Source organism: Carboxylicivirga longa (genome assembly GCF_050589825.1).
Classification (GTDB): Bacteria; Bacteroidota; Bacteroidia; order Bacteroidales; family Marinilabiliaceae; genus Carboxylicivirga; species Carboxylicivirga longa.
Map to the genome: position 1 here is coordinate 146830 of NZ_JBNGOZ010000008.1, position 13369 is coordinate 160198.

General features: G+C 45.9%; 10 protein-coding genes. All 10 read right to left on the minus strand.

All coding sequences use genetic code 11. The features are described 5' to 3' along the window. Positions 1-46: 46 nt before the first annotated feature. The gene (gene hemN / locus ACRD7A_RS09120) at positions 47-1426 is read right to left on the minus strand and encodes an oxygen-independent coproporphyrinogen III oxidase (RefSeq protein WP_430810588.1); all 1380 of its coding nucleotides are present in this window, start codon (positions 1424-1426) and stop codon (positions 47-49) included. Positions 1427-1530: 104 nt separating this feature from the next. Continuing rightward, on the minus strand, positions 1531-2565 hold the full coding sequence (gene hemE / locus ACRD7A_RS09125) for a uroporphyrinogen decarboxylase (protein ID WP_430810587.1): 1035 nt from the start codon (positions 2563-2565) through the stop codon (positions 1531-1533). Between the two features lie 77 nt (positions 2566-2642). Then, entirely contained in the window at positions 2643-3935 is a 1293-nt protein-coding gene (gene hemL / locus ACRD7A_RS09130) for a glutamate-1-semialdehyde 2,1-aminomutase (RefSeq protein WP_430810586.1), read from the minus strand. A gap of 55 nt (positions 3936-3990) precedes the next feature. Then, the gene (gene hemB / locus ACRD7A_RS09135) at positions 3991-4971 is read right to left on the minus strand and encodes a porphobilinogen synthase (protein WP_430810585.1); all 981 of its coding nucleotides are present in this window, start codon (positions 4969-4971) and stop codon (positions 3991-3993) included. Position 4972: 1 nt separating this feature from the next. Beyond that, positions 4973-5737, minus strand: coding sequence for a uroporphyrinogen-III synthase (locus ACRD7A_RS09140; RefSeq protein ID WP_430810584.1), 765 nt, complete (start codon positions 5735-5737; stop codon positions 4973-4975). A 1-nt stretch (position 5738) separates the two neighbouring features. Beyond that, positions 5739-6677: a hydroxymethylbilane synthase gene (hemC, locus tag ACRD7A_RS09145; protein WP_430810583.1), complete on the minus strand. Its 939-nt coding sequence runs from the start codon at positions 6675-6677 to the stop codon at positions 5739-5741. A 52-nt stretch (positions 6678-6729) separates the two neighbouring features. Beyond that, entirely contained in the window at positions 6730-7998 is a 1269-nt protein-coding gene (hemA, locus tag ACRD7A_RS09150) for a glutamyl-tRNA reductase (protein ID WP_430810582.1), read from the minus strand. Positions 7999-8207: 209 nt separating this feature from the next. Further along, positions 8208-8735: a shikimate kinase gene (locus tag ACRD7A_RS09155; RefSeq protein WP_430810581.1), complete on the minus strand. Its 528-nt coding sequence runs from the start codon at positions 8733-8735 to the stop codon at positions 8208-8210. Positions 8736-8741: 6 nt separating this feature from the next. Continuing rightward, the gene (locus ACRD7A_RS09160) at positions 8742-11375 is read right to left on the minus strand and encodes a DNA gyrase/topoisomerase IV subunit A (protein ID WP_430810580.1); all 2634 of its coding nucleotides are present in this window, start codon (positions 11373-11375) and stop codon (positions 8742-8744) included. Positions 11376-11389: 14 nt separating this feature from the next. Next, the gene (locus ACRD7A_RS09165) at positions 11390-13246 is read right to left on the minus strand and encodes a DNA topoisomerase IV subunit B (RefSeq protein WP_430810579.1); all 1857 of its coding nucleotides are present in this window, start codon (positions 13244-13246) and stop codon (positions 11390-11392) included. Positions 13247-13369: the final 123 nt, after the last annotated feature.

Sequence of the window (13369 nt, forward strand, 5' to 3'; positions counted from 1 at the left end):
TGAAGCCTACTGCACAGATGAAAGACAAACACTTTGCACAATATTGTTACACTGTTTTCGAGTATTGTCCTTTCCCCTTTTTAAGAGCCGGATCGAAAGCCATGGCGATATTGCGGATGACATAACGCCCCTGCCCTACTACCGTAAAAGTATCTTCGCCAACAAGCAAGAGCTCATCATCAATAAAAGCCTGCACCTTTTCGGTGGCAAAACCCACTGCCTCGTAAACAGCATCTACTGTCACATCAAAATCGTTTGCTATCTGCTTAAAATCAGCGAAGTAATTACACATTAGTTCATTAATCACCTGGCGAACGATCTGTTCTTCCCGATTGAGGCGATAACCCCGCACAACGGCTCGTCCGTCCTTTTCCACCCGTTCCATATACTGCTTAATAGTCTTCTCATTCTGGCTGTAGGCATTAAACAGCTGACTGATACTAGAAGTACCAAAGCCATATACCTGCCCCGTGGTGGCACGGGTACAGTAACCTTGGAAATTACGGTGGAGTTTCTTCTCCTCCAGGGCAACGGCAAACTCATCGTCAGGACGCGCGAAATGATCCATCCCAATGGCCACATACCCAGCCTCTATGGCCATATTATAGGCATCCTCAAGCATAGATATCTTATCATCGGGCGAAGGCAGACCGTACTGCTCAAGCATACGTTGGCGCGTGATAACATGGGGTACGTGCGCATAAGAAAAAGTAACGAGGCGATCGGGCTTTGCCGCCAGCGCCTTAGCTACCGTAGCCCGAAAACTTTCACGGGTTTGAAAAGGCAGACCATAGACCAGGTCGAGATTAATACCCGAAAAACCAATCTTACGAAGGTAGGTAATCATCTCCTCCACAGGCACCTTGGCCGGACGACGATTGATGGCTGCCAACACTTCTTTCTTAAAATCCTGAATACCCAGGCTTATACGGTTAAAGCCCATGTCGCGCAACTGATCCACCATGCGAAAATCCAGGTAAGCAGGGCTGCACTCCATGGCCATCTCATAATCATCAGCAAAGGTAAAATTAGCTTTGATGGCATTGGTAACCTTGCGGATCAGATCGGGCGAGATGGCGTTGGGGGTGCCACCGCCCCAATGCACCTGTGTGAGCTTACGTGTGCGCGATATATCTTTAGATACCAGCTCAATCTCTTTTATTAATACCTCAACATACTTTTCAATAATGCTTTGTCCCATACCCGTGTAGGTGGTACATCCACAGAAAGTACACAGCTGCGGGCAGAAAGGAATGTGCACATAAACAGAAATATTCTCCGGCGTCTCATCATTTGATAGAATCACACTCTCCTTATAATTCTCGTTTCCATACCCCTCGTGAAAAAATGTAGCCGGCGGATAGCTTGTATAGCGTGGTCCGGCAATATTATATTTCTCCAATAGATTCCTATCAAATTGTAACATCTCTTTTAATGATTAATTGTTAGTGATTAATGATTAGTGCTCCGAAAAGTAAACAACAGTTAATGCGTTTTGCTCACTACACATTAACCACTCATCATTAATAATTACTTCCTTCCCCAATCAACTGACTTCACCCAGTCAATTACAAACTTCACATTTTCAACGGGCAGATCGGGCAGGATGCCATGTCCCAGGTTAAACACCCATTTCTGATTGTCCCGGCCAAAAGGCAGGTAAGTATCATTCAGCACCTTCTCAATCTCGGGCTGCGATGCATAAAGTAAACGCGGATCGAGATTCCCCTGCAAACCCACTTCAGGATCCACAATTTCGCGGGCATGTGCCAGGTTCATACGCCAGTCAATACCTACAAAGTCAGCCACTGATTTATCCACCTTTCGTATGCCATTACCCAGATCCTTTGGGAAATAAATGGTAGGCACACCCGCGTCGCGCACGGCATTCAATATTTTTTTAGAAGCCGGAAGAAAGAGCTCGAGATATAAATCTTCGGGCAGCAGACCTCCGTAGGTTTCAAACAGCTGAAAAGCCTGAACACCATGCTTTACTTGTGTAAGCGCATACTCGGTAGACACCTCGGCCAGTGCATCGATGATCTGCTGACTCTCCTTTCGGTTCTTATACAGAAACTCAATGGCATTCTTAAAAGTAATGTCGCGCACATTATCGCGAAACATAAAGCAGAACGTTGTCAACAAACCACCACAAAAGCCAATCAGCGGTTTCCCCTCAGGTCGTGTTTCAATAATTTTATCAATGGCTGCATACACATGATCCAGCTTACTCATGTCGCGCTTTAACTGTGCTACCGGATTGCTGAAAGTATGAAGCGGCGCACCAAATTCAGGGCCGGCATCAGTAAACTTAAGCGCCATACCCAGTGCTTCGGGCACCACCAGTATGTCGGAAAATAAAATAGCCGCATCAACGCCCAGATCGTGAGTAGGCATCCAGGTTACTTGGGCTGCCAGCTTAGGATCCTCCATCAGCTGCGAGAAGGTGTAATTCTCTTTTAGGGCACGATAGTTGGGTAATACGCGTCCTGCCTGTCGCATAAACCAGACAGGAGGCCGCTCGGTATTTTTACCGTGTATGGTATCAAGAAATAGGTTCTTCATAATTTAAGTGCTCAGTGCAGGGTGCCAAGTGCTTAGTACTCATTTAGTGAGCACAGGGCACTGAGCACCGGGCACAATTATTTAATTGCTTCTAATGCCTTTCTGTTAGCTTTAATCAGTTTCTCCAGATCTTTCTCGCTATGTGCCATGGAAATAAACAAACACTCATACTGTGATGGAGCAATGTACAAGCCCTCTTCCACCATTGTTTTAAAATAAGCGGCATACTTATCTGTATCCGCCGTCATGGCTTCCTCAAAAGTAGTTACTTGCTCTGCTTCGGTGAAGAATGCGGTCATCATGGATCCTACTCGGTTGAGTACTACCTTCACTCCTAATTCCTCGGCATTCAGCCGAAGACCGGCCTCCACAAAAGCGGCTTTCTTCTCCAAATCTTCATAAGCATCGGGCGTTTCATCCAGTTTTTTCAAGGCTGTTAAACCCGCTGCCATGGCCAATGGGTTACCCGACAGAGTACCAGCCTGATAAACAGGGCCCATCGGCGCCAGCATATCCATAATCTCCTTACGACCACCATAGGCACCCACGGGCAATCCACCGCCTATGATTTTACCCATTGTGGTAAGGTCGGGCATCACACCGAAATATTCCTGTGCGCCTCCTTTGGCCAGTCGAAAACCGGTGATGACCTCATCGAATATCAAGAGAGCACCATTGCGGCTGGTCAGCTCACGAAGTCCCTCCAGAAAGTCTTTGGACGGCGGCACAACACCCATATTGCCCGCAACAGGCTCAACGATAACGGCTGCTATCTGATCCGGATGATCCTGAAAGAGTTGACAAACCGACTCAATATTGTTATAATCGGCCGTCAGGGTATCCTTGGCTGTGCTTTTGGTAACACCGGGGCTATCGGGCAGTCCCAGAGTAATGGCACCAGAGCCGGCCTTGATCAGAAAGCTGTCGCCATGGCCGTGGTAACAGCCGGCAAACTTGATAATTAGCTCGCGACCGGTATACCCCCTCGCTAATCGTATAGCACTCATGGTAGCTTCAGTACCCGAATTAACCATGCGCACTTTTTCAACAGATGGCACCATCTTAACGATTTGGGCTGCCATTTCTGTTTCTATCTCGGTAGGTGCTCCATAACTGGTTCCATTGGCGGCTGCCTGCGTTACGGCATCCAGCACCTCATCATGTGCATGGCCCAGGATCAGTGGACCCCAGGAAGCCACAAAATCGGTGTATTCATTATTGTCAATATCCCAAAGGGTTGTTCCTTTGGCCTTTTTTACAAAAATTGGATCGATCCCCACGCTTTTAAAAGCCCGCACCGGAGAATTTACGCCTCCCGGAATCACTTCCTGAGCTTTTTGAAATGAGGCTTTGCTATTATTGTTATTCATTATCTTTAAGATGTGAGATTTAAGAAAAAAGAGGCTAGAGGCTAGTTTCTTTCTGTTACTTTTGTCCATTTAGAATATCGGCTGCCTCCAGGGCATGATAAGTAATGATAATATCAGCACCGGCACGCTTGATGGAAAGCAATACTTCCATCATTACCCGTTGCTCATCGATCCAGTCGTTGGCACCAGCCGCTTTTACCATGCTGAATTCACCACTTACATTATAGGCCGCGGTGGGCATCTCAAACTCATTTTTTGTGCGATAGATGATATCAAGGTAGCTTAAAGCGGGCTTGACCATCACTATGTCGGCTCCCTCTTCAATGTCAGCGGCAATCTCGCGCATAGCCTCATCGGAGTTGGCAGGATTCATTTGATAGGTGCTACGGTCACCAAATTGCGGAGCACTCTCAGCCGCCTCACGAAAGGGGCCATAGAAACCTGATGCATACTTGGCGGCGTAGGACATAATGGGCAACTTCTCATAACCTGACTCATCAAGTGCCGCACGAATACGTGCCACGCGTCCATCCATCATATCGCTGGGTGCAATCACATCAGCACCAGCTTCGGCCAAAGACACCGACTGCTGGGCCAGTGTTTTTAGTGTACTGTCATTGTCCACATCATTATCGATGATGGTACCGCAATGACCATGAGTAGTATATTCACAATTACACACATCGGCAATAATCAGCATATCATCAATAGCTTCTTTAATCGCACGAATGGCCTGCTGAACAATACCATTACTCTGACATGCAACATGTCCATGCTCATCCTTATGCTCCGGAATACCAAAGAGCAAAATACTTTTAACACCTTTGGATGCAGCCCTTTTACACTCCTCTACCAACACATCAACAGACATCTGATAGTTACCCGGCATCGAGCTGATGGGTTTCTTTACATTTTCACCGGGACACACAAACAGGGGATACACCAGATCATCTACACGCAAGTGTGTTTCTGTAACCATCTGGCGCACTATCTTATTATATCTTAAACGTCTTAATCGGGTATCAGGAAATGCCATATTAAATATTTTTATTAACGATATTGAGGTTTAACTGTTGTTTAATTTCATGCCACAAGCCCTCATAGGTCGATAAACGAGCCGTTACAACTGGAGTAACATTGCGCTTTCGCATAGCTTTAGTAGTAGCCGGACCAATGGAAGCATAACGCACCTCGCTATGGAGCAGGCCACTATAAACATCGCTGAAGCCATGGAAGCACGATGGACTGGTACACACAACCAGTAAAGGCTTTTGAGCATTGAGCCACGCCACGGTATCAGGATGCTGCTCGGTAGTAATAATGGTACGGTAAATGTTAAAGCGCTGAAAATGACACACCTCCTTAAGTCCTTCCGCCAAGGTATTTTCGGCCAGCTCACCCAAAAGTCCCAGCCATTTCTCACCTTTCCGTATATGCGCCTGCTGTAATTCTACTACAAGATCGGAGGCTGTACGGCCACCACACACCCACCATGGCTTAATGCCGTACTGCTCAAGCACATGCGCCGTCTTCTTTCCAATGCAGATAAAGCTTTTATCAAGCACATCGGCAGGTTTTACCTGCTGAAAGAAATACTCAACACCCCGCTTGCTAGTGAAAATAATACGACGGGCTTCGTACAGCTGCTGACGGCAGTCATCGTGAAGCACTAAGGGCTCGGTGTCAATCATGGGATCGCACAACACTTCTATTCCCTCATTCACCAAACCGTTAAACAGCAGATCATCTTTCCCCATAGGATGCGTCAATATCACCGATGTTGGTTGTGGCAGAGAAGTCATATCATTGTTTATTTAAGGTCCTTACTTTCTCCAGAATTTCGCGCCCGCCATCACGAGCCATCTGTTGTGCCAGTTTACGGCCAATGGATTCCGCATCGCAAGCGTTGCCACTCAGCTCATTTCTCATCTCGCAACTCCCATCCGGAAGGGCTACCAAGCCCAGCAAATGCAGATTATCACCCTCTATACGGGCATGCGCCCCTATGGGAATCTGGCACCCACCTTCCAGCTCATTAAGAAAGCTGCGCTCGGCAGTGATTTGGCGATGGGTGTTCTCACAATGCAGCTTGCTCATCAGAACCATAATATTCTCATCATTTTGGCGAACTTCCACTGCAATAGCTCCCTGGCCACAGGCAGACACAAAATAGTCCGCTTCAAAAAGATCGGTAATCACCTCATCGTAACCCAGTCGCTTGAGCCCGGCACCAGCCATGACCATGGCATCGCAATGTCCATCTTTCATTTTGCGCAGGCGGGTATCCACATTACCACGTATATCCACCACTTTAACGCGTGGATTGAGTCGATGCACCTGCGCCATACGTCGCAGGCTGGAAGTGGCAACAGCATGTTCTTCGCCCATCTCTTCCAGCATAAGACCCTCTTTACTCACCCAGGCATCGCGATATTCACCACGTTCCAAAACGGCACCCAACTGAGCTCCTTCGGGAAATACGGTGGGCAAATCTTTAAGGCTATGAACGCACATGTCCACCTCACCGCTGAACAGAGAATGCTCCAGCTCCTTGGTAAATAATCCTTTATCACCAATTTTCGACAGCGCCACATCCAATATTTTATCGCCTTTAGTGGCAATAATAACAATCTCAAAACTGCGATCAGGAAAGGCCTCCTGAAGCTTATCTTTCACCAGATTAGCCTGATAAAGCGCCAATTTACTGCCGCGGGTGCCTATTTTTACAGTGGGTGTGTTCATATCCTACTATGGCTTGTATAAAAAATACAGATGATATCATCTGTATTTCTTTCTATGCTTTAAAGTTAAAAAATTCTTGGAGTAATTTTACTTTTTCTGAGTCCCGTCCTTCATTGGTGACGGTTTTCATTTGCTTGATGAGCATACGCGTGAGTTTAGCACTCAGGTGCTCGCCGTATTCATTGATTTTTTGGGCCACCTCATCATCATCCTTCACCTTTTTATAATTCCTGGCCTCCAGGGTATTTACATCTTTTAGTGTATCGGTAATGGCGCTTATGGCTGAGCGCATACGGCGCACATTCAACCAGTCGTCAAACTCGGCCAGTACATCTTCAATAATGGCTTCGGCCTCCTTTAATTTTCCTTTTCGTTTTTCAAAATTCGCCTTCACCACATCTTCCAGATGATCAAGATCATAGAGAGTAACACCCTCAAGCTGACTTACGGCAGCCTCCACATTACGCGGACTGCATAAATCGAGTATCATCAGTGGTCGGCCGCCTCTTTTTTGCATGACTACACTCAGTGTTTCCTTGCTGAGCAGCACACGCGAAGAAGCTGTGGTATAAGTTACAATATCCACTACTTCCAGCTGTTCAAGGTAAGTATCGAAGGGAAAGGCAACGCCTTGCACACGGTCGGCCAGTTGTTCGGCCTTGCCCAAAGTACGGTTGGTTACCCAGTTATTCACACAGCCCTTTTTTGACAGGTTAAGTGCCACAATGGTACCTGTTTCGCCGGCACCTACCGTTAGGGCCTTTACATTGGGAAATTCACAAAGCTTATTAGCAGCTAACTCTACGGCTGCTGAACTAACCGACACGGCGCCCTTATTGAGGGCTGTCTGTGTGCGCACAGCCTTACCGGCCTCAAAGGCTTTGTGCACCATACGCGTAAGCTCCGGCCCTACCATAGCGGTATTATCGACCCATGAAAAAGCCTCTTTCAACTGCGACACAATCTGATATTCACCCAGAATTAAGGAGTCGAGCCCGGTGGCGACCCGAAACAAATGTCGCGCACAATCAATGCCCGTATGCGTATACAGGTATTTCCTAACACTCTCATCTTTTTTAAAATAGGCAATGTAAGCACTAATAATACGATCCACGTAATCATTAGCGGCATCATCCTTGCCAGGCTTGGCTTCGAAATATAGTTCGGTACGGTTACAAGTGCTTAATGCCATAATACCTTCCACCTCGCATTTACGATTCAGGTATTCGTATAATCCGGTAATTTCCTCACGGGTAATTACCAGTTGCTCGCGTATTTCCAGTAGTGCCGTTTGGTGACTTATGCCGATTAGACCAACCATATTTCAATTCTGAATTACTTGTTCGTTTGTTTTCGCTAAACCACACCTGCAGCTTGCTAACCAAAAGTAAAATTGAAATCTGTAGCAAATCTGAAGAAATGAACAAATTCGGCAATCTCTTACTTTTTTAGAATGGTTTTAGATAAGATAGCCCTTCGTAAGAGAATTATATTACACCATCAACATCCTACAACACTTAAGATCTTCCCCTAATCCATTAAAGTACCTGAGGCTTTTATGATACGCACAAAGCCATCCACCCCCAGCACATCGCCATCCACTACTATACTTGCCTGATTGTAGTACAACTCTCGCTGCATGAGGGTATTATGAATATAATCCTTTAAAGCAGCACCCGACATACCCATTATGAGCGGACGCACCTGACGCGCCTTGCTCAGACGATCTGCCAGGGTATCGACCGACAACTTAATATAAATACTCAGGCCGCAGGAATTAATAAGCTCCATATTATTGAAGTGACAAGGTGTGCCGCCGCCTGTGGCAATCACCACCTTCCCCTTCACACTTACCTCTCTCAAGATCTGCTGTTCAGCCTCACGAAAAGCCTCCTCGCCAAAATCAGCAAAATACTGCTTGATGCTACTTTGATAGCGATTCTCGAAATAATCATCCAAATCGATAAAATCCCAATGCAGTTCGGACTTAAGGCGCCTGCCCAGGGTGGACTTGCCACTACCCATAAAGCCAATGAGGAAAATGCGTTTTATCTCCATCCGGTTCTATTCAAAGAGAGACATCTGATTTTTATCATCTTCATCAGGCTGATCGCCCTCGTCATTCCCATCACCGCTCATTGGTTCATCCTTCACTGCGGGTTCCAGCTCGTGTATTTTTGACACCTGATAAGTTGTAAGACGTTTCCCTTTGGCCTTGTAACTCTTTACGCCAATAAATTCAGCCACCTCCACAATCAACTTCTCACGCAACTTATCGTCGCCGCCAAACTTCACCTCGAGACGCGGATAATCAACATGCATGATTTTAACCAAACGTGATTTTGGGTTATCACCAATGAACGACTGTCGCTTTGTAGCATTCTCAAACTGAAAGCGTTTTATATAGTAATAATCCTGATCGGCATCGAAATAAACGGCTGACCATACCACATCGCTACAGAATTTCTCAATGAGCAGAATATCATCATCATAATGATTGCTTAAGTCGAAGGAGGTGAGGTAATACTGTCCGTTACGGGTAACGACAAGCACTTGATCGCCGCCCTGAAATTCGCCCAAAAACTGACCGCGTCCATCAGCATTGAGTCGCAGGGTCTCATGCTCAAACCATATCTTACGTCCTCCCAATGTTGACTCACCCTTTTTCCTTAGCGAAATGGTTTTCACCTCATATTTAGTGAGAATATTTCCCATGGCAGCACGGCCTTTTATGGCCAGGTCTCCCATGTCCACATCAAACACCAGGTTGCGGATTCGTGCCTTAGGGCGCAATACTACTTTCAATATTTCGGACTCCCCATTGGGGTTAGCACTAAAATACATCAACTTAGAGCCCGGTGTTTCCTTGGTGATATGATACTCTTTATCACGCGTAACACCCGTAACGGCAAAGCGCTTCATATAGGTATTACCGGCCTTACCATCGCGATACACTGCGTTATAGATGGTGCGCTTATCATTCTTCTTAAACACAGCAATATGAATGATGTCCTTACCCACAAATGCCTTATCTGACACTTTGGTGACCAAATATTTACCATCCTTATAGAAGATGATAATGTCGTCAATATCAGAGCAGTCACACACATACTCATCCTTGCGAAGGGAAGTACCCACAAAACCATCCTCACGATTAATGTAGAGCTTTTCGTTTTTCACCACAACTTTGGATGCCTCAATATTGGCAAAGCTGCGTATCTCTGTCATCCGTGGATAACTCTTGCCAAACTGCTTTTTAATACGCTTGTAATAAGCTATAGCATAGGCAATAAGATTAGCCAAGTGATAGGCAATCTGCTCCATTTCCTCTTCGAGCGAGGCAATGTATTCATCTGCCTTTTTCGCATCAAACTTGGAGATACGAATCATTCTAATCTGTGTCAGCTTAATAATATCATCGCGTGTTACCTCCCGTCGCAGCAGGTTTTTAAAAGGTTCCAGCCCATGATCGATGGTTTGTACCACAGCTTCCATCGACTCACAGTCCTCCATACGCTGATATATCTTGTTCTCGATGAAGATACGCTCGAGCGAAGACATGTGCCAGGCCTCTTCCAACTCACCTTTGCGTATCTCCAGTTCGCGCTTAAGCAGTGTCACGGTGTTATCCGTATTCTCCTTAAGGATCTCGCTCACCCCCACAAAATAAGGTTTGTTATCCTGAATAACACAGGCATTGGGTGATATCGACACCTCGCAGTCGGTAAAGGCATACAAGGCATCAATCATTTTATCGGGTGATGATCCGGCTGGCAGGTAAATCATGATCTCCACATTCTCAGCCGTGTTATCATCAATTTTTTTAATCTTAATCTTCCCCTTTTCGTTGGCCTTAAGGATGGATTCGATCAGGGTAGTGGTGCTTTTACCGTAAGGAATATCTGAAATCATCAGGGTTTTACTATCCACTTTGGCAATCTTCGCCCTTACTTTCACAGCTCCTCCGCGCAACCCATCGTTATAACGCGATACATCAATCATACCACCCGTTGGAAAATCGGGGAATATCTCGAAGGGACGTTCTTCAAGATAAGCGATAGAAGCGTCTATCAGCTCATTAAAGTTATGGGGTAACAGCTTGGATGCCAATCCCACCGCAATTCCTTCTACGCCCTGAGCGAGCAGCAGCGGAAATTTCACCGGCAGGGTCACCGGCTCGTTGTTACGCCCATCGTAGCTAAGCTTCCACTCGGTAGTTTTGGGGTTAAAAACGACCTCCTGAGCGAACTTCGTTAGTCGGGCCTCGATGTAACGGGGTGCCGCTGCACTATCGCCCGTGTAAACATTACCCCAGTTTCCCTGGCAGTCGATTAGTAAGTCCTTTTGTCCCAACTGCACCAGGGCATCGCCAATGGAAGCATCGCCGTGGGGGTGAAACTGCATGGTGAAACCAATGATATTGGCCACCTTATTATAACGCCCATCATCCATGCGGCGCATGGCATGCAGAATACGGCGCTGTACTGGCTTTAAGCCATCGTTGATATGAGGCACCGCACGTTCCAGTATCACATAAGAAGCATAATCAAGGAACCACTCGCGGTACATGCCCGGCAGGTGACTCATTGATGCTGCGTCGGTGTCCCACACGTGCTGTTCGTCCTTAGGCTGATTTTCTGATGATGCCGAAGCATTATCCTCCGGAGTATTTGGATTGTTTGTATCGTCGAAACTCATTCTTCCTTAACTATTTATTCCTGGGTAACCAGGTCTTCTTCAATAACCAGATTATCGATAATAAAATTTTGGCGATCGGGCGTGTTCTTACCCATGTAAAAGGCCAGTAGATCTTTCACCGGCACATCTTTCTTCAAACGCACCTGCTCCAATCGTATATCCTTACCAATGAAATGCTTAAATTCGTCAGGCGATATCTCACCCAGTCCCTTAAAGCGTGTAATCTCAGGTTTCGGTCCGCACTTTTTAATGGCGGCTGTCTTTTCTTCATCCGAGTAACAATAAAAAGTCTTCTTTTTATTACGCACCCTGAACAAAGGTGTTTGCAATATGTAAAGATGTCCGTTTTTCACCAACTCAGGGAAAAACTGCAGGAAAAAGGTAAGCAACAACAAGCGGATGTGCATACCATCCACATCAGCATCGGTGGCTATAATCACATGATTGTAACGCAAGGTATCTAAACCGTCTTCTATATCAAGAGCCGCCTGTAAAAGATTGAACTCCTCATTCTCGTACACCACCTTACGTGTTAGCCCAAAACTATTCAGTGGCTTACCCTTTAAACTAAACACAGCCTGACTATTCACATTGCGGGCTTTTGTAATGGAACCACTGGCTGAGTCACCCTCGGTAATAAAAATAGAGCTATCGCTGTTTTGCTCTTTCTTAATATCGGTATAGTGAATACGACAGTCACGCAGCTTCTTATTATGAAGACTCACCTTCTTAGCACGCTCACGCGCTAGTTTTTTAATGCCTGAAATGGCCTTTCGCTCTTTCTCCGATTCAAGGATTTTCTTATTGAGTGCCTCGGCCGTTGCCGGATTCTTATGCAGAAAATTATCCAGGTGCTCGGTAACAAAGTCGAGGATGAAATTACGCACCGACGGGCCATCGGGCCCAATATCCTTTGATCCTAATTTAGTTTTGGTCTGCGATTCGAACACCGGCTCTTCCACCTTAATGCTTACCGCAGCGATAATGCCTGTACGAATATCGGACACATCAAAATTCTTATTATAGAAATCGCGTATAGTCTTTACATAAGCTTCGCGAAAAGCTACCAGATGAGTACCTCCCTGAGTGGTGTGCTGACCATTAACAAAGGTGTAATAATCCTCGCCATACTGATTACCGTGAGTGATAGCAATTTCCAAATCCTCTCCTTCGAGATGAATGATAGGATAAAGTCCTTCGGCATCCATATTCTCGTTCAGCAGGTCGAGCAAACCATTCTTACTCTGAAAGGTTTTACCATTATAAATAATGGACAGCCCTTTGTTCAGGTAGGTATAATTACGAAGCAGCGTTTCAATATACTCATCCTGAAACAGATAATCTTCAAAGATGGTATTATCAGGCGTAAAGGCAATAAAGGTACCATTCTTCTCGTCTGAAGTCGTTAGCTCATGGTCGGTCACCACTTCGCCCTGGCTAAACTCCACCCGCTTGGTCTCCCCTTCGCGATAGGCCTGCACAGTAAACTCGGTACTAAGAGCATTAACCGCCTTAATACCTACTCCATTAAGTCCCACAGACTTTTTAAACGCCTTGGAGTCGTATTTAGCACCGGTATTCATTTTGGATGCTACATCAATCACTTTACCCAATGGAATGCCCCGCCCGTAGTCGCGGACGGTAACACGCCCTTCGTGCACGGTAACTTCAATCTTTTTACCATTGCCCATCATGAACTCATCAATGGAATTATCCATTACCTCTTTGAGTAAAACATAAATTCCATCGTCAGCAAAGGTACCATCTCCCAGTTTACCAATATACATCCCCGGACGACGACGGATGTGTTCCTTCCAGTCGAGGGTGCGGATAGCGTCTTCGGAATAGTTCTGTGTATTTTGACTACTCATACTTAAAAATCAACTAGTTAATATGGAAAAGTGAAGGTCCCCTTGTTGCGGAAAACCATCCAAATATAGTTAAAAGAAGATTTGTTTCGTAATTTCTTTTTCAATAATAATTAATCGAGCACC